Below are 14995 nucleotides of genomic sequence, written 5' to 3' on the forward strand. Positions count from 1 at the left end.
GAAGGAGCGCTTTAAAAAGGCGCTGGCCTCGTCCTCGATGATCTGGCCGTGGCAGAGCAGGATGCGCTGGGGCCGCCAGTCCAGCATCCGGGCCAGGGCCAGGCGCTGTCTTCGCTTAGCGAGCGGTCGAAGTGGATGTCGGAGCGCTTCCTGAGCAGCTCGTCGGTGCCATAGAGCTGCGTTTCGGGGTAGGCGTCCCGCCACTAGGGCAGGTAGAGGCGGTGCAGGTGGTTGGGGGCCATGAGGTAACGGACCTCGCCCAGGTCCGCCAGCCGCGCCTTGAGCTGCTCGGTCAGCCTGATGGGGCTGTGGATCCACAGCCTGCCGTCCGTCAGCCTCACCACCGTCATCCTGGTGGTGTAGGGCACCCCGAAGAAGGGCACGGCTTCGCCGTCCACTCTCCAGAGGCTGTCTGCCAGTTGTTGCATGGATCCCTCCATTGCCTTGTGGATCTGGTCAGCCGCGTGCCAGCCGGTGGGCCAGGGCCTTCTTCACCGACGGCCATTCGCCCTGGATGATGGAGAATACCACGGTGTCGCGCGGGGTGCCGTCCGGCTCGATACGGTGGTTCCTGAGCACGCCGTCCTGCCTGGCGCCGAGCCGGGCGATGGCGGCCCTGGAGGCGCGATTGTGCCAGTGGGTGCGAAACTCCACGGCGATGGCGTCCAGGTGTTCGAAGGCGTGGCCAAGCAACAGCGCCTTGCACTCGGTGTTGACGGCGGTGCGCTGGCAGCGCCTGGCGTACCAGGTGTAGCCGATCTCCAGCCGCCGGTGCTCGGGAACGGCATTGCAATAGCGGGTAGTGCCGACGATGTCGCCGCTAAGGTTGTCCACCACCACGAAGGGCAGGGCACTGCCTTTTTCCCTGTCGCTTAGGGCCTGCTCGAGATAGGCGTCGATGCGCTGTTCGTTGGGCACGCTGGTGTACCAGAGCTCCCAGAGGTTGCCGTCAGCGGCGGCATCCAGCAGCGCCTGGCGGTGCTGTCTGATCAGGGGCCGCAGGCTGACGTGCTTGCCCTCAAGCGTGATGTCTTCCAGCCAATGGGTCATGTTTTTCTCCTTGTCGTTACCAGAACACCAGCACCACTGTGGCGGCGGTGAGGCTGCCCATGCCGTGGGCGAACCAGCGCTGGCGCCTTTCGCTGTGCAGCCACTGGCGGATGCCGACCCCGAACAGCACCCACATCAGGTTCATCAGGGTGCCGGTGAGGGTCCAGGCCAGCAGCAGCCACCAGATCGACGACCAGTAGAGATCGCCCGGCTGGCTGAAGGCGCTGACCGAGGCCAGCATGGTGGCCCAGACCTTGGGGTTGATGAACTGGAAGCCGGTGGCGGCCAGGAACCCCAGGGGCTGCCCCCCGGCGCTGCTGTCGCTGTCGAAGCGTGCCTGGGCAATGCGCCAGCCCAGATAAAGCAGGTAGCAGGCGGAGCCCCACTGCATGGCACTGTGCAGGGCCGGGTTGAGGCGCAGCAGCTCGCCGAGGCCGGCGGCGACGCCGAACAGCATCAGGGTGGTGCCCAGGCGGATCCCCAGAACGAAGGGCAGGGTGGCGCGCAGGCCGAATTGGGCGCCGCTGGCGGTGAGCAGCATGTTGTTGGGACCCGGGGTGCCGGAGGCGGTCAGGGTGAAAAGCAGGGCGGCCGTGAAGGCGGTCCAGAGTTCCGGGCTCATGCGGGTTCCTTTGTTGTATGGGTGCAATTTGGCGGGTAAAGACCGGGCCTGTGGAGTTCCATCAGGGCCTCGGGGAAGCGGGGCCGGTGGAAGCCCAGCCCGGCATAGAGACGGTGGGCATCGCGGGTGGCCAGCAGGATACGCCGGCAGCCCTGGAATGCCTCCTGGGCCAGGATCTCGGCCAGCATCCACTTGGCCAGGCCCTGGCCCCGATAGGCTTCCAGCACGAAGACGTCGGCCAGGTAAGCGAAGGTGGCCTGGTCGGTGATCAGGCGGCCGAAGCCGATCTGCTCGCCGTCACGGTAAAGGCCGAAACAGTAGGAGCCGGCGATGGCCTTTGCCACCGTTTCCCTGGGGATACCCGGCGACCAGTAGCTGTTGGTCAGGAAGCCGTGGATCACCCCCAGCTGCAGTTGGGCCTTGTCGTCGCTGAGCAGTGTCTTGCCTCTGGTCCATTGCATGGCATCCTCCCCTGGCGGTGGCGCAATTGTTCTGCGAGAATGATGCAATTGATCAATTTTAGATCGCAACAATTTTATTGTTATGGTGACAATTTGGACCCCGGATCTGGCAACCTTTGCCGGACCCAAATACCAGCGGCTGGCGGACGCCATTGCCGCCGCCGTGGCCAGCGGTGAGCTGGCGCCGGGCGAGAAGCTGCCGCCGCAGCGGCAGCTGGCCGATCGCCTGGGGGTGACCACAGGCACAGTGACCCGGGCCTACGCCCTGGCCGAGCGACGCGGGCAAGTGGAGGCCAGGGTGGGCAGCGGCACCTTCGTGCGGGGCGCGCAACAGGCTTTGGCGACCAGGGTGCCGGACAGCAACGGCCTGGCCCTGGACGGGGCCATGGCGCCGCTGGGACCCCAGAGCCAGATGCTGGCCGAGGGCCTGGAGGCCCTGGCCCGGGACGCCCTGGCCCTGCAGGCCTGCCTGCCCTATCCGCAGCAGAACGGCCTGCCCGAACAGCGCCGCCGCTTCCTCGGTTGGCTGGGCGGACAGGGCATTGAGGTGGCCGACCAGCAGCTGCTGATCACCAATGGCGGCCAGCACGGCATCAGCATTGCCCTCAACGGCCTCTGCCAGGCCGGGGACACCGTGCTCTGCGAGGGCCTGGCCTTCGCCGGGGTGCAGCTGGCCTGCCAGGCCCTGGGATTGAAGGCGGTGGGCCTGGCCATGGACGAGCAAGGCCTGACGCCCCAGGCCCTGGAGGCGGCCTGCAGGCAGTACAGGCCCAGGGTGCTTTACCTCACGGCCAACATGCAGAATCCCACCTGCACCACCATGCCCCTTGAGCGGCGAAAGGCGCTGCTGGCGCTGTGCGAACGTTTTGACGTCTGGGTACTGGAGGACGACGTGCAGTTCGTCGACCCCGCCCTCAAGCCACCGGCCTTCTGCCGGCTGGCGCCTGGGCGCAGCCTGTATCTTTCCAGCTTTTCCAAGCGCTATGCCGGCACCCTGAGGGTGGGCCTGCTGCTCTTCCCCGAGCAGCTGGCCGCAAGCATGCACCGGGCGCTCAGGGCCTCCACCTGGACGGTGTCACCGCTATTGGTGGAGCTGGTCAGCCGCTGGCTGGAAAACGGCAGGCTGGACGCCCTGGAACGCTGGCTGGCCGAGGAAATGCGGGCCCGCCACGCCCTGGCCACGGCGATCCTGGCCGGTCAGCCGCTGCAGGGGGATCCCAGTGGTTTCAACTGCTGGCTGGAGCTGCCGGAGCCCTGGCGGGCCAGTGACTTCGCCCGGGCTGCCCAGGCGCTGGGGGTGCGGATCCGCATCGCCGAGGACTACGCGGTGGGCCGCTTCCCGGCACCCCAGGCCATCCGCCTCAGCCTCAGCCAGCCGGCCAACCGGGAGCGGCTGGCCGAGGCCTTGACCCTGCTGCAGCGGCTCTTGGAAGAAGGGCCCCAGCTGCAGCGGGCGGTGCTCTAGCGGTCCGGCCAGAGGCCTGGGGATCAGGTGAGCGAGCTGATCAGGGGCGGCCGGCGTGCAGGGCCCTTTTCAGGGTCCAGATCAGCACCGGCAGCATCATCAGGCCGCCCAGCACCATCAGCACCAGATCGTACTGGGCAAAGCGTAGCGACGGTGGCACCAGCTCCAGCTGGCCGAAGCGTTCGGCCAGGCCCAGGCCGAGCAGCAGCACGCCGACCATGTCGATGATGATGATGGGCAGGGGGAGTTTGGGGTTGGCCATGGCAGTTTCCTTTGCAAATATGGGTTGGATTCCCCTGTTTAGCATGGCCGGGGGGCATTGGCTACCGGCAGGGCCGCGCTCAGCCCGCTTGTTCGCCGAGGCCGGGCAGGATGAAACGGGCGAAGAGATCCTTGGCCTCGGCCGGGCTGACCGCCAGGGCGAAACAGTCGGCCAGGCGCTCCCGCAGCTGCTTGGCGCTGTCGAGGGTGAAGGTTTGAACTGCCGTGCCCGTCAGGTGGCGTAGCTCGCCGTTTTTCAGGGACCAGGTGTCGTTCTCGCGGCGCAGGCTGGCCACCAGGTTGTTGACGAAGCCCGCCCCCGGGTACTTGTGGGAGTAGAAGTGGCTGGGCAGGCAGTCGGCCTCGCTGTAGTGGCCCAGATCGAAGCGGTACAGGCTGAAGAAGGCGCCATCCTTGACGATCTGCAGCTGGTAATGGCCCCGGTCGTCGGCCATGATCCTATAGCGGCCATCGCCCTGCTCCTGGATCAGCCCCGGCGTCAGCCGCACCGGCAGCAGCGGCCCCAGGTGGCCGAAGCCGGTATCGACGAGGTAGCGCTCGCCGTCCAGCAGCACCAGGCTGAGCCTGTGGGTCCTGGGGACGTCGATGTCGCGGTTGTAGACCACCCTGGCCAGCAGCAGCCTGACCTCAAAGCCCAGCGCCTGCAGGGCGTCGAAGGTCAACTTGTTGTGCTCGAAGCAGTAACCGCCCCGGCCCTGTCGCACTATCTTCTCGAACACCGATTGGCTGTCGATGCCGATGTCCTTGCCCTGCACCACCGCCAAGCTGTTGAAGCTGTATTTGGCCAGGTGGCGGCGCTGGATCTCCTCCAGCAGCCGGCGGCTGGGCCGGGCGGGCGCCAGGCCCAGGTCGGTCAGGTAGCTTTGGGTGAGCCGGTCTTGGTTCATGGCGTGCATCCTTGTCTCAATTGTCTTGAAACAAAGATAAAGTTGAGGCTTTAAAAAATACAGTGAGGAAAATCGTTCGCTTTGATTGAAAAAAGCGAAGCAAGGCGGCGGAGCCGCCTCGGCAGGATCAGCTTTCGATGCGGGTCAGGCGTTGTACATCCACCGATGCCAGCAACTCGCCTATTTCGGCGAAGCAGGCCTGGATGTGCTCGGATTGCAGGTGCTGGTCCAGCATGGCCTCCGAGGTCCAGTTCTCGTGGAACATGAATACCTGGGGCGCGTCGTTGACCACGTGCATGTCGTAGTTGAGGCAGCCTTCCTCCCGGCGGCTGGGCTCCAGCAGCTTGCTGAGCTCGGCCCGGACCTTGGCCTCGAAACCGGGCTTGGCTTCCAGCCTGGCGATACAGGTCAATACGGTCATATCACTTTCCTTGCTGTATGCCCATGATGGGCGGAATGGGCGGCATCAGGCCGCCATCTTCAGTAAAAAGAGCGCAAAACCGCCGAACAGGGCGGCGAAGACCAGCAGCATGATCAGCAGGGCCCTGGACTGGCGCATGGACTGCAGCAGGCCCATGTCTGTCGGGGCAAGCTGCTCCGCCAGGCTGGGTTGCTTCCCGTCTTCATTTTTCCGGTTCATGGGTCAGTTCCTTCCGTTGCCAAGGGGGAGCAGCGCCACCATGCCGCCAAGGTGCTTGGGCCGGCCCTAGAGCCAGCGCCTGACCCTGGCTTTGTAGCTGGTGAACTGGTCGCCGAACTTCTGCTGCAGCCAGCGTTCCTCCGGCAGGATCTGGAAGCGGTTCAGGTACAGCACGAACAGCGGCACCTTCAGCTCCAGGGTCTTCATGAGTACCTTCAGTAGAGTAGCCGGCCGACGGCAACGCCGATGCCGAACATCAGCACGGCGCCGACCAGCACCAACAGGGTGAACAGGCCGGGCTTTTCGGCCGGGGAGATTGATGACCAGAAGCTGGCATTGTCTTTCGTCATGGGGTTACTCCTTTGGGGGGCTTTGTCAGGTGATGATCTCGGCCTGGGGCAGGTGTCGGCGGACGAACTGCCTGACCTCGTCGGCCCTGGCGGCGTCGAACCACAGCTCCGGCACCTTGGCGCCGCGCTGGTTGAAGGGCAGCTGCAGCAGGCCCTTGCCGTCGACCACGTCGATGACCACCTTGTTGACGGTGGCAAGGTCGAAGCGTTGCTGGTGCAGCCTGAGCACGCCGTCGGCCACCTGCAGGTGGTCCAGTGGCTTGGCAACCGGCTTGGGATGCTGCTGGTTGACCAACTTGCCATAGAAAAACAGCGTCGTCAGGGCGAAGATGGGCTGCAGGTCGAACTCGGCCTCTGTGAGTGCCACATAGGCCAGATAGCCGACCAGCAGGCTAACCGCGACCAGGGACAGGATGGGGTGGGGAAAGAAGGTGGTCCTTGTCTTCGATGGCATCCTTTACTCCATAAATTCAGATGCAGGGTAAGTCGTTCTGCGTTTCAGCGGCAGGTCACTGGTGTCCTGCCGATGAGTGTCCAGCAAATGAGCCAGCAGCCATGATGTGGCCAGTGGCATCAAGGGGTAATAAAGCGGCTTGTATCCCTAATAATGTTCACGGCCGGAGCTTCAGTCACCGCTGCCGAGGTAACTCTCATTCTACCTGCTGGTTGCTGGAAAAAAGGTTGCCCAAGAATTCCGCCAGTCGTGTTTTCTGGTAGTCCTCCATGGAGGCGTAGAATACCCCGCCGGCCAGCAGCATGATGACGATGGTGTAGAGGGTCTTCTTTCTGGTGTTGGCTTTCATTTTCTTTGTCCTTATCTAAAGAGGAGGGGTAACGGGGTGTTGGTGGTTATCTAAAGATCAGGTAGGCGGCCATGCCGACAGGGAGCAGTATGGGGATCAGCGCCAGCATGACAAAATCGGAGTAAATGCCATGCCTGAGGCCCTGGAAGCCGTTCCTGATGGAGAAAGCACTGGCCAACAGGAAGAAGAGGGCCAGGTAGAAATGGTATCTCGTCAGATCCTCCAGGCCCAATACAAACAGGAAGGGCCAAAATGCAGCGCCTATCCAGATGTGGGGCACCATCTTGACGCCTATCTTCCGCTTGTATTCATTTGCGCTCATGGGTTTGTGTCTCGGAACTTATCAAGAAGCGGCATCGCCAGGGCAATGTTGGTCGGGGCTGGCAACTGAAAAGAAAAACAGCAGCGACTTGAAATCAAAGCTTCTCCTTCTCATCAGCCGTCGCCTAATGCCCAGGCGAAGAACCCCCGAAATGTAACACTTCATTAACCTTGCGCCAAGGCGGCAGTGCCCGTTGCTTCCATCGATGGCTCAGGCCCTTGCCGCCACGGCTTCCGTCACCTTCCTGGCCAGGGCCCGGGCCGTGGTCCACTTGCCACCGGATACCGTCAGCAGCCGGCCCTGCCAATTGAGGGCATATTCCCGCGAGGCGCTGGTGGCATCCGCGCTGCCGGCCAGCAGCGGGCGCAGGCCGGCGAATTCGCCGAGGATGTCCGCTTCGCTGCGGGGGTGGATGAAGTAGTGGTTGTAGAGAGTCAGCAGGTAGCGGCGCTCTTCGGGCGAGCAGGCAATGGACTCCTCGATGCCCTGGCGCACCTCCGTGGTACCCAGCAGGGTCTGGCCCTGGTAGGGCAGCACGAAGACGATGCGCCTTTCCTTCGGCACCTCCAGCATATGGCCGTAGCGGCCGATATCCGGCAGCAGCAGGTGGCTGCCCCGCACCAGATCCAAAGGCTGCGCCACCGGCAGTTCAGACTGCCTCAGCAGGGCCTCGCTCCAGGGGCCGGCCACGTTCAATACCAGCTCGAAGTCCAGCCAGCGGCCGCCGCTTTCCACGCCGCCGGCCGGGCTGAGCCTGGTGACCGGGCTGTGCTGGTGGATCTCGGTGCCCAGCTGGTAGCACTGTTCGGCCACCCACAGGCCCAAAGCGCGGTCGTCCATCTGGCCGTCGAAGAACAGGTAGGCGCCCTTGAGGCCCTGCTGTTTCAGCTCGGGTGAGCAGCGGGCCACCTGGGCCCGGTTCAGCCAGCGGTGGCGGCCAATGCCCCGGCGCCCGGCCAGCAGATCGTAGAGCAACATGCCGGCCTTGAGCTGCCAGCGGTGGCGGCGGCCGTCTTCATAGAGGGGGTAGAGGATGGGCAGGCGGCGGGTCAGCAGGGGCGAATGCTGCAGCCACCACTGGCGCTCCAGCAGGGCCTCGTGCACCAGGCGCAGCTCGCCCTGCTCCAGGTAGCGCAGGCCGCCGTGCAGCAGCTTGGAGGAGGCGGCGCTGGTGGCGCCCATCAGCTCGCCCTTTTCGAACAGTGCCACCTGGTGGCCGGCCTGGCTGAGTTGCCAGGCGCAGCAGAGGCCGTTGATGCCGCCGCCCACTACCGCAATCTTCATGGCTTCGTCCCTGTGCTGGCCTTTTCGCCATCACAGCACAGAATGCCTTGATTGCAAAGGGAATTACTTTTCCTTGCTGAGCCTGTCGATCACCACCTGCTGGGATTCCAGGTTCATCTTGTCCACCTGGGCCTGCATCTGCAGCTCGAGGTTTTCCGCGGTGATCTGGCTGATCTGCTGGTGCTGGAAGGCGTTGAAGGCGATGGAGGCCAGGAACAGCAGGGTGATGACGATGATGGCGTCCAGGTGGATGGTGAATTTCTTGTTGAGCATGGCTGTTACCGAATTCTTACCTGCCGGCACCTTAGCAGAGGGGGAAATGCCTGGCCAAGGCATGATGGCACCGGCCAACAGGACAAATGAAAACCCCGGCCTGGGCCGGGGTCTGGATCATCTCAGGGTCTGGGCCAGCAGGCCGAGGATCAGCAGCGGGCAGATCAGCCGCACGTACCAGTGCCAGAAGCCCAGGAAGGGCGTCTGGGCCAGCTCGGGGGCCCCTTCGGCCAGGGCCCTGAGGCAGCGGTCCCGGTGCCAGATCCAGCCGGCGAACAGGCACAGCATCAGGCCCACCAGGGGCTGCAGGTACTGGGTGGTGAGGGCGATCACCAACCCGAACAGCGCCTCGAAGTTGAGCAGGATCAGCACCGACACCGTGGCCACGGCCAGGGTCAGCAGCCAGGTGCTCTGGCCGCGGTTGAGGCGGGTTTCCTCGCTGACGAAGCTGACCGGCAGCTCCAGGATATTGATGGAGGAGGTGATGCCGGCAATGGCCATCAGCAGGAAGAAGGCCAGGGCCAGCCAGGGACCGAAGTCGCCCATGGTGGCGAACAGCGCCGGCAGCAGATCGAACACCAGGGTGCTTGAGGAAATCAGGCTGCCATCGGCGGCGAAGATGCTTACCCCCAGGGCCTTGGCGGCGTACATGGCCGGCAGGATCAGCAGCCCGGCCAGGAAGGCGACGCTGGTGTCCAGCAGGGTCACCGACAGCGCCAGCCTGGGCAGGTGGCTGTCGCGGCTCAGATAGGAGCCGTACACCATCATGGCGCCGACCCCCAGCCCCAACGAGAAGAAGGCCTGGCCGGTGGCCGACAGCAGCAGTTCGGGGTGGAAGAGCTGGGCCAGATCCGGGCTCAGGTAGCGCCTCAGGCCTTCTGTCGCGCCATCCTGGGTGAACATGAAGGCGATCAGCGCCAGCAGCAGCACGAACAGCACCGGCATCAGCCGCTTGGACCAGGCCTCCAGGCCGGCGTTGACGCCACGGCCGACCACATGGCCGGTCAGGGCCAGGAAGGCCAGGGTGAACAGCAGGTTGCGCGCCAGGCCAAAGCTCTCTACCCAGCCGGCGGCTTCAAGCAGACCCACCAGGCGCAGGCCGGCACCCACCATGAAGCTGATCAGCCAGCCGGCCACTATGGCGTAGAAACTCAGTACCAAGGCCACGGTGACGATGCCGGCCAGGCCGGTCAGGGCAGCGCCGCGGCGCTGCCAGGGGCCATTGGCCAGCTTCTGCAGCGAGCGTACCGAGTTGGCCTGGCCATGGCGGCCGATCAGCAGCTCCGCCACCAGCACCGGGTAGGCCAGGGCGAAGATCAGCACCAGGTAGGCCAGCAGGAAGGCGCCGCCACCATGGCTGGCGGCCTGGGTGGGAAAGCCCCAGATGTTGCCGACGCCGACGGCGGCGCCGGCCGCCGCCAGGACAAAGCCCAGGCGCGAGCTGAAATGGCTGCGCCCGTTAGGTTCTATGGATGCCATGGATTAGCCGCCTTGCAGAATGACCAGAAGAATGAGCAAAGGGCAGACGAGTCTGACATAACCGGGCCAGAGCCGCCAGAACCAGGAACGGGCGAAGCTTTCGTCCTCGGCGGCGAGGGCCTTCAGCAGCTGCTCCCGGCGCCACAGCCAGCCCACGTAGATGCAGAACAGCATGCCCAGCAGCGGCTGGCCGTACTGGGTGGTGAGCTTGATCACCAGGGGGAACAGGGTACCGAAGTTGGCCAGTATGGCGGTGGTGGCCAGCAGCACGGCGCCCAGCACCGCCAGGCTGGCCTGGCGGCGACTGAGCCGGGTCCGGGCCACCAGGGTGGCGGTGGGCACTTCCAGCATCGACAGGGTGGAGGTCAGGGCCGCCATCACCAGCAGCGCAAAGAAGCCCAGTGCCAGCCAGTTGCCGGCCGTGCCCAGGCGCTCGAACAGGCTCGGCAGCAGCTCGAACACCAGGGTGTCGGAGCTGAGCAGGGCGCCGCTGTCGTCCACTATGGCCAGGCCCTGGGCCTTGGCCACGTACATGGCCGGCAGCACCAGCAGGCCGGCCAGGAAGGCCACCGAGGTGTCCAGCAGGGTCACCTGCAGGCCAAGGCGCGGCAGCCGGGCCTGGCGGTCCAGGTAGCTGGCGTAGACCATCATCACGCAGACGCCGATGGACAGCGAGAAGAAGGCCTGGCCGGTGGCGGCCAGCCACAGCGACGGCGAGGACAGGGCGGACAGCTCGGGTTTCAGATAGGCGGCCAGGCCGTCCAGGCCGCCGGGCAGGGTCAGCACATAGCCGGCCAGCAGCACCAGGGCGGCCAGCAGCAGCGGCATCAGCCGGCTTGACCAGCGCTCTATGCCGGCCTGCAGGCCCTTCTGCACCACCAGCCAGGTCAAGAGGCCGAACACCAGCGCCAGGGCCAGGTTGCGGCCGAAACCGAATTCCATCAGCCAGGGCCATTGCTGGCCCCCCAGGGCCAGGGCGGCGTTGCCCAGGTAGCCCAGCAGCCAGCCGGCCACGATCAGGTAGAAGCTGAGGATGCCGGAGATGGTCAGCAGTCCCAGCCAGCCGGTCAGGCGGCCGGCCCTGCCGGCCAGGCCGCCAAGATCGGCCACCGGATCCTGCTGGCCACGGCGGCCTATGGCCATCTCCGCCACCAGGGCAGGGTAGGCCAGGGCGAACACCAGCAGCAGGTACAGCAGCAGGAAGGCGCCGCCACCATGGCTGGCGGCCTGGGTCGGGAAGCCCCAGATGTTGCCCAGGCCTACCGCCGAGCCGGCGGCGGTCAGTACGAAGCCCAGGCGGCTCTTGAATTCGGTCTTTTGCATGGCCGTTATCTGTAAAGAAAAGGTGCCGAACCATAGCACTTTCAAATCTTGCGCGTCTATTGACAATGGTTGTTGATCAAAAATTCGAAAGTTTTAAGCGATATTTGCTGAGTTATTTTTGGAAAAGTTGCGGATAAAGTGGGCTCCGTCGAAACCTTGGAGGATCCCCAGATGAAAAAAGTACTGCTCCTGACCAGCTCCCTCTTTGCCGAAAACGGCCAGTCCAGCGCCATGGCCGCCATGCTCAAGGCCGAACTCCAGGCCCAGGGCAAGGACGTGTCCGTCACCGAAAAGGATCTGGTGGCCCTGGATCTGCCCCACCTGGGTGCCGAGGAAATGGGCGCCTGGATGACCCCGGTCGACGAGCGCAGCGAGGCCCAGCAGGCCCTGGCCCAGCGTTCCGATCTGCTTATCGAGGAGCTGATGGCCCACGACGTCATCGTACTGGCGGCGCCCCTGTACAACCTGGGCATTCCCAGCCAGGTGAAGGCCTACTTCGACCGCCTGCTGCGGGCCGGCGTCACCTTCAAGTACACCGCCGAAGGCCCCAAGGGCCTGGTGGAAGGCAAGCAGGCCCTGGTGCTGGCCGCCCGCGGCGGCATCTACGCCGGCAGCGAGGCCGACTCCCAGACCCCCCACATCAAGACCATGTTCGGCCTGATGGGCGTGAGCGACCTGACCTTCGTCTACGCCGAAGGCCTGGCGGTGGGCCCACAAATGAAGGAAGAGGCGCTGTCCGCCGCCAGGGCGCAGATCCAGGCCTATGTGGCCGAGCAGATCTAAGCGGCCAGCACCATGAAGAAAGGGCGCCGATGGCGCCCTTTTTGTCGTTCAGAGCGCCTGCTCTATGGCCTGGCGCAGCTTGTCGCTGTTTGGCTTGGTGAAGCTGGAGTAGTAGTCGATGACCTTGCCGTCGCGGCCGATCAGGTACTTGTAGAAGTTCCACTTGGGATAGCCACCGGCCTCCCGGGCCAGGATCCGGTACAGGGGATCGGCGTCGTCGCCGCGTACCGCCAGGGCCTCGAACATGGGAAAGCTGACCTGGTAGTCGAGGCGGCAGACCTTGGCGGTCTCGGTTTCGTCGTCGGCCTCCTGGCGAAAGTCATGGGAGGGGAAGCCCAGCACCACCAGGCCGCGCTCCCGGTAGCGCTGGTAGAGGGCCTCCAGGCCCTCGAACTGGGGGGTGAAGCCACAGTAGCTGGCGGTGTTGACCACCAGCACCACCTTGTCCCGATAGGCCTGGCAGAGGTTGACGGTTTCCGTGCTATTGAGCTTGCGCTTGACGAAGCTGAGGGCGGCGGGGCAGTCCCCGGCCAGCAGCGGGAAGCAGAAAAGGGCAATGAGGGCGGCGATGGCGGCTTTCACGTTTGGGGTCTCACAAGGTCGGTCTGCAACTACCGGCACCTTAGCACCATAAGCGGCCGGCTTCGACGTCCCTTTGGGGCGATGCCGGGTCGTTTCGGGGCCATGGGGTGGATTTTTCGCCCGGGATGGTTCATCCCTAAGGCTGAAAGAGCGTGACGGAGAGCCGACATGATCCTCGACACCCAGGCCCTGCTGGGGCCTTCCCCCTTCGCCCCCCTGCAGGCCCAGGCCGAGCTGGTGGTGAGCCTCAGCGAGCAGCTGCAATGGCCGCTGGGCGACGACAGCCTGGGCACCCTGCGCCAGGTGCTGAAAGCGGACGCCGAGCTGCGCCAGGCGCGGCCCCTGGAAGACAAGTCCTGGATGGCCGTTCGCCATGAGCACGTGGTGCTCTGCTGCAAGGCGCTGCGCCGCCTCACCCGCCGGGCGGCGTTGCTGCTGTCCGCCCTCCACGACCGCCACGAGGCGGCCGGGCTGCCCCTGGACAGGCTCCAAGCCTGCGCCGGCGCCTGCCTGCAGCAGGTCGCTCTGCTGGACACCCTGGTGGAAGCGGGCTTCAGGGGGCCGGAGCTGGCCAGGGCCAGCAAATGGCGCAGTGACAACACCGAGCTCTGCCAACAGCTGCTGGCCCAGGTGCTGGCCGAGTACCGGGGCGGCCTCAAGGCCCCGGTCGCCGAGCTGCTCTGGGCCCATCTCGACTTCCAGGACGCCTACCGGGCCCTGCTGGACCATTGATATGCACAAAAAGCGGGGACAATGCTGTGGATAAGTTGAGACTTTCCCACAGCGGCCCCGACTCACCAGGCCCTGGCGGCCTATGGTGAAAAAAACGCCAGCAGATCAAGGCAATAAAAAGGGCGGCCCCAGGCCGCCCTTTTCCTTTCCCGCCCGCTCAGCTTCGGGTCAGCACCAGGAGTAGCAACAACAGCGACGAAGGAATGACGCCATGATGAATGGATGCTATTTCCTGGTGGTTTACATTCCTGAGCACTTACCCTCTGGCTACCGCTCAAAACCCTGACATTCCTGACCGCCCAGTTGTGAACGTCCTTGTCGAAATAGTGGCTTGCTAGCTCAGGCCGTGCCGGCTAGGGTAGGCAAAAAAACATCAGGGAAGAGAAATGAATCGTTATCCACTTTTGTTGGCAGCCACATTATCTGGTTGCACAGCTACCCCGGATTGGGTTTACAACCTCAACGTCGCCCCTGACAAGCAGCAGCAAATCTTCGAAGCGGATTCCTTGTATTGCCAGACCTATGCCTCTGGCGATACGAACCTGCCAGTCCCTGTCATCATACCCAGCTATCGAACAGTAGGGACTTATGCCTACCGCAATGCGGCGACTGGGCAAACCTATGTGGGTAGCTACCGCAGCTACAGCGGTCCAGATATGCAGCTCCTAGGCGTGGGCATTGCTGCTTACTTTGTGGCAAAAGCCGTCAAGTACAACAACCGATATAACGAGTGCATTGCCCGCATGGGCTGGCAAGAGATCCCTTGCCAAACTTGTGTGCCTGATGAGGCCAACCCAGTATTCAAGGTCAAAAAGGACTATCTTGAAGCGGCCTACAACAAAGCCCTAGCATACTCTTCTGACCATGTTTATATCGGTGCAGCCTGGGGGGTGCCAACTAAAGCTGAAGCCATCAAATTGGCCCTGAAAACCTGCTTTGAGCAAGGAAAGCAAGAGTGCCAGGTCCAAAGCGTTAACGGCGTTGATCTGCTAGACCCTTCTGACGCCAGCGAGCTAGCCCGTATCTCGGAGCAGGCACCGCCCAAGCCAGTCCCTGTTGAATATCGTGATATCAGCATCAAGGTCACCCCTGCTGATGCCATGATTGGTGTGGCGATCCATAACAAGGGGATACCGAATCAAGAACCGGGGCGGTTTCAAATTAAAGGTGACTACGCAGAAAAAGCTGCCGTTGTGTATAAGGTCAATGACAAGCGCATCGAACAATGGTGGCAGGTTGTAGTCTATCGCGACGGCTATTACCAGAAAAAACTGCGGCTGGATTTCAACGAGCCTAGCCCTGTGACACTGGATGTGGTGTTAGACAAGCGGCCCGAAGGTGAGCGAGATATTGAAACCTCTTACCAAAAGGCCAGTAATCACAAGGCCAAGGCTGTAAGCAGCACTAATACCACTGGCTATGCCTGGGGCATGGCTTCCAAGAAACAGGCAATTTCTGAAGCTATTAAATACTGTGAGGATGGCGGCGGCGGTGATTGCAAGATCGTCAATATAAACGGCGAAAATCAGGGCGGATGAAGAAAGGGGCTATTGTCCCCTTTTTTCAGACTAAGTCACCCCCATCATTCCCCTTGGGAACTTTTGGGAGCCCCAAAGGGTATTTCAGGCCCAGTGGCTTGAAGCGCCCTTTTCCTTTC

General features: G+C 63.5%; 22 protein-coding genes. 4 read left to right on the forward strand and 18 right to left on the reverse strand.

The features are described from left to right. Positions 1 to 203 precede the first annotated feature (203 nt). The 4 genes from WDB71_RS05830 to WDB71_RS05845 are packed head-to-tail and all read right to left on the reverse strand — an operon-like array spanning position 204 to position 2133. The gene (locus WDB71_RS05830; protein WP_341503697.1) at positions 204 to 428 is read right to left on the reverse strand and encodes a DUF4336 domain-containing protein; all 225 of its coding nucleotides are present in this window, start codon (positions 426 to 428) and stop codon (positions 204 to 206) included. Between the two features lie 28 nt (positions 429 to 456). Then, complete coding sequence (locus tag WDB71_RS05835; protein ID WP_341503698.1) at positions 457 to 1050, reverse strand: GNAT family protein; 594 nt, start codon at positions 1048 to 1050, stop codon at positions 457 to 459. A gap of 16 nt (positions 1051 to 1066) precedes the next feature. Then, entirely contained in the window at positions 1067 to 1672 is a 606-nt protein-coding gene (locus WDB71_RS05840) for a LysE family translocator (protein WP_341503699.1), read from the reverse strand. Further along, entirely contained in the window at positions 1669 to 2133 is a 465-nt protein-coding gene (locus WDB71_RS05845; RefSeq protein WP_341503700.1) for a GNAT family N-acetyltransferase, read from the reverse strand. The genes WDB71_RS05840 and WDB71_RS05845 overlap by 4 nt, the downstream gene beginning before the upstream one ends. 82 nt (positions 2134 to 2215) lie before the next feature. On the opposite strand from WDB71_RS05845, the gene WDB71_RS05850 reads away from it, so the two are divergent. Next, complete coding sequence (locus WDB71_RS05850; protein WP_341503701.1) at positions 2216 to 3598, forward strand: PLP-dependent aminotransferase family protein; 1383 nt, start codon at positions 2216 to 2218, stop codon at positions 3596 to 3598. Positions 3599 to 3638: 40 nt separating this feature from the next. On the opposite strand, the gene WDB71_RS05855 is transcribed toward WDB71_RS05850, so the two are convergent. The 13 genes from WDB71_RS05855 to WDB71_RS05915 form a co-directional block, all read right to left on the reverse strand. After that, complete coding sequence (locus tag WDB71_RS05855) at positions 3639 to 3860, reverse strand: hypothetical protein (protein ID WP_341503702.1); 222 nt, start codon at positions 3858 to 3860, stop codon at positions 3639 to 3641. Positions 3861 to 3939: 79 nt separating this feature from the next. Further along, positions 3940 to 4767, reverse strand: a complete 828-nt coding sequence (locus tag WDB71_RS05860; protein WP_341503704.1) for an arylamine N-acetyltransferase — start codon at positions 4765 to 4767, stop codon at positions 3940 to 3942. A gap of 127 nt (positions 4768 to 4894) precedes the next feature. Further along, entirely contained in the window at positions 4895 to 5188 is a 294-nt protein-coding gene (locus tag WDB71_RS05865; protein ID WP_341503705.1) for a putative quinol monooxygenase, read from the reverse strand. 45 nt (positions 5189 to 5233) lie between these two features. Next, positions 5234 to 5407, reverse strand: coding sequence for a hypothetical protein (locus WDB71_RS05870; RefSeq protein WP_341503706.1), 174 nt, complete (start codon positions 5405 to 5407; stop codon positions 5234 to 5236). A 66-nt stretch (positions 5408 to 5473) separates the two neighbouring features. Beyond that, positions 5474 to 5614 (reverse strand): hypothetical protein, encoded by a 141-nt coding sequence (locus WDB71_RS05875; RefSeq protein WP_341503707.1) that lies wholly within the window; start codon positions 5612 to 5614, stop codon positions 5474 to 5476. An 8-nt stretch (positions 5615 to 5622) separates the two neighbouring features. Continuing rightward, entirely contained in the window at positions 5623 to 5757 is a 135-nt protein-coding gene (locus WDB71_RS05880; protein ID WP_341503708.1) for a hypothetical protein, read from the reverse strand. 25 nt (positions 5758 to 5782) lie between these two features. Further along, a complete protein-coding gene (locus WDB71_RS05885; protein WP_341503709.1) occupies positions 5783 to 6211 on the reverse strand; it encodes a hypothetical protein in 429 nt (142 codons plus the stop codon). 196 nt (positions 6212 to 6407) lie between these two features. Next, positions 6408 to 6560, reverse strand: a complete 153-nt coding sequence (locus WDB71_RS05890; protein WP_341503710.1) for a hypothetical protein — start codon at positions 6558 to 6560, stop codon at positions 6408 to 6410. 46 nt (positions 6561 to 6606) lie between these two features. Then, positions 6607 to 6882, reverse strand: a complete 276-nt coding sequence (locus WDB71_RS05895) for a hypothetical protein (protein ID WP_341503711.1) — start codon at positions 6880 to 6882, stop codon at positions 6607 to 6609. Between the two features lie 210 nt (positions 6883 to 7092). Next, on the reverse strand, positions 7093 to 8166 hold the full coding sequence (locus WDB71_RS05900; protein ID WP_341503712.1) for an FAD-dependent oxidoreductase: 1074 nt from the start codon (positions 8164 to 8166) through the stop codon (positions 7093 to 7095). A gap of 63 nt (positions 8167 to 8229) precedes the next feature. Further along, positions 8230 to 8439 carry a hypothetical protein gene (locus WDB71_RS05905; RefSeq protein WP_341503713.1) on the reverse strand — a complete coding sequence of 70 codons (210 nt, stop codon included), beginning with the start codon at positions 8437 to 8439 and terminating at the stop codon, positions 8230 to 8232. A gap of 117 nt (positions 8440 to 8556) precedes the next feature. Next, positions 8557 to 9918 carry a sodium-dependent transporter gene (locus tag WDB71_RS05910; RefSeq protein WP_341503714.1) on the reverse strand — a complete coding sequence of 454 codons (1362 nt, stop codon included), beginning with the start codon at positions 9916 to 9918 and terminating at the stop codon, positions 8557 to 8559. Positions 9919 to 9921: 3 nt separating this feature from the next. Beyond that, the gene (locus WDB71_RS05915) at positions 9922 to 11241 is read right to left on the reverse strand and encodes a sodium-dependent transporter (protein ID WP_341503715.1); all 1320 of its coding nucleotides are present in this window, start codon (positions 11239 to 11241) and stop codon (positions 9922 to 9924) included. Positions 11242 to 11412: 171 nt separating this feature from the next. Here WDB71_RS05915 and WDB71_RS05920 point away from each other — a divergent pair, with 171 nt between their 5' ends. After that, positions 11413 to 12024 carry an NAD(P)H-dependent oxidoreductase gene (locus WDB71_RS05920; RefSeq protein WP_341503716.1) on the forward strand — a complete coding sequence of 204 codons (612 nt, stop codon included), beginning with the start codon at positions 11413 to 11415 and terminating at the stop codon, positions 12022 to 12024. Positions 12025 to 12072: 48 nt separating this feature from the next. Here WDB71_RS05920 and WDB71_RS05925 read toward each other — a convergent pair whose 3' ends face one another. Then, positions 12073 to 12606, reverse strand: a complete 534-nt coding sequence (locus WDB71_RS05925) for a glutathione peroxidase (protein ID WP_341503717.1) — start codon at positions 12604 to 12606, stop codon at positions 12073 to 12075. A gap of 168 nt (positions 12607 to 12774) precedes the next feature. Here WDB71_RS05925 and WDB71_RS05930 point away from each other — a divergent pair, with 168 nt between their 5' ends. Both WDB71_RS05930 and WDB71_RS05935 read left to right on the forward strand, forming a co-directional pair. Next, on the forward strand, positions 12775 to 13338 hold the full coding sequence (locus WDB71_RS05930) for a hypothetical protein (protein WP_341503718.1): 564 nt from the start codon (positions 12775 to 12777) through the stop codon (positions 13336 to 13338). A gap of 386 nt (positions 13339 to 13724) precedes the next feature. Continuing rightward, the gene (locus tag WDB71_RS05935; RefSeq protein WP_341503719.1) at positions 13725 to 14876 is read left to right on the forward strand and encodes a DUF4189 domain-containing protein; all 1152 of its coding nucleotides are present in this window, start codon (positions 13725 to 13727) and stop codon (positions 14874 to 14876) included. The last annotated feature ends 119 nt before the right edge of the window (positions 14877 to 14995 follow it).

Origin of the sequence: Gallaecimonas sp. GXIMD4217 (assembly GCF_038087665.1) — a bacterium.
Lineage (GTDB): Bacteria > Pseudomonadota > Gammaproteobacteria > Enterobacterales > Gallaecimonadaceae > Gallaecimonas.

What these genes read in the sequence shown, in the direction of transcription:
- WDB71_RS05830 (WP_341503697.1), bottom strand. Translation starts at nt 428, where the DNA reads ATGCAACAACTGGCAGACAGCCTCTGGAGAGTGGACGGCGAAGCCGTG.
- WDB71_RS05835 (WP_341503698.1), bottom strand. Translation starts at nt 1,050, where the DNA reads ATGACCCATTGGCTGGAAGACATCACGCTTGAGGGCAAGCACGTCAGC.
- WDB71_RS05840 (WP_341503699.1), bottom strand. Translation starts at nt 1,672, where the DNA reads ATGAGCCCGGAACTCTGGACCGCCTTCACGGCCGCCCTGCTTTTCACC.
- WDB71_RS05845 (WP_341503700.1), bottom strand. Translation starts at nt 2,133, where the DNA reads ATGCAATGGACCAGAGGCAAGACACTGCTCAGCGACGACAAGGCCCAA.
- WDB71_RS05850 (WP_341503701.1), top strand. Translation starts at nt 2,216, where the DNA reads ATGGTGACAATTTGGACCCCGGATCTGGCAACCTTTGCCGGACCCAAA.
- WDB71_RS05855 (WP_341503702.1), bottom strand. Translation starts at nt 3,860, where the DNA reads ATGGCCAACCCCAAACTCCCCCTGCCCATCATCATCATCGACATGGTC.
- WDB71_RS05860 (WP_341503704.1), bottom strand. Translation starts at nt 4,767, where the DNA reads ATGAACCAAGACCGGCTCACCCAAAGCTACCTGACCGACCTGGGCCTG.
- WDB71_RS05865 (WP_341503705.1), bottom strand. Translation starts at nt 5,188, where the DNA reads ATGACCGTATTGACCTGTATCGCCAGGCTGGAAGCCAAGCCCGGTTTC.
- WDB71_RS05870 (WP_341503706.1), bottom strand. Translation starts at nt 5,407, where the DNA reads ATGAACCGGAAAAATGAAGACGGGAAGCAACCCAGCCTGGCGGAGCAG.
- WDB71_RS05875 (WP_341503707.1), bottom strand. Translation starts at nt 5,614, where the DNA reads ATGAAGACCCTGGAGCTGAAGGTGCCGCTGTTCGTGCTGTACCTGAAC.
- WDB71_RS05880 (WP_341503708.1), bottom strand. Translation starts at nt 5,757, where the DNA reads ATGACGAAAGACAATGCCAGCTTCTGGTCATCAATCTCCCCGGCCGAA.
- WDB71_RS05885 (WP_341503709.1), bottom strand. Translation starts at nt 6,211, where the DNA reads ATGCCATCGAAGACAAGGACCACCTTCTTTCCCCACCCCATCCTGTCC.
- WDB71_RS05890 (WP_341503710.1), bottom strand. Translation starts at nt 6,560, where the DNA reads ATGAAAGCCAACACCAGAAAGAAGACCCTCTACACCATCGTCATCATG.
- WDB71_RS05895 (WP_341503711.1), bottom strand. Translation starts at nt 6,882, where the DNA reads ATGAGCGCAAATGAATACAAGCGGAAGATAGGCGTCAAGATGGTGCCC.
- WDB71_RS05900 (WP_341503712.1), bottom strand. Translation starts at nt 8,166, where the DNA reads ATGAAGATTGCGGTAGTGGGCGGCGGCATCAACGGCCTCTGCTGCGCC.
- WDB71_RS05905 (WP_341503713.1), bottom strand. Translation starts at nt 8,439, where the DNA reads ATGCTCAACAAGAAATTCACCATCCACCTGGACGCCATCATCGTCATC.
- WDB71_RS05910 (WP_341503714.1), bottom strand. Translation starts at nt 9,918, where the DNA reads ATGGCATCCATAGAACCTAACGGGCGCAGCCATTTCAGCTCGCGCCTG.
- WDB71_RS05915 (WP_341503715.1), bottom strand. Translation starts at nt 11,241, where the DNA reads ATGCAAAAGACCGAATTCAAGAGCCGCCTGGGCTTCGTACTGACCGCC.
- WDB71_RS05920 (WP_341503716.1), top strand. Translation starts at nt 11,413, where the DNA reads ATGAAAAAAGTACTGCTCCTGACCAGCTCCCTCTTTGCCGAAAACGGC.
- WDB71_RS05930 (WP_341503718.1), top strand. Translation starts at nt 12,775, where the DNA reads ATGATCCTCGACACCCAGGCCCTGCTGGGGCCTTCCCCCTTCGCCCCC.
- WDB71_RS05935 (WP_341503719.1), top strand. Translation starts at nt 13,725, where the DNA reads ATGAATCGTTATCCACTTTTGTTGGCAGCCACATTATCTGGTTGCACA.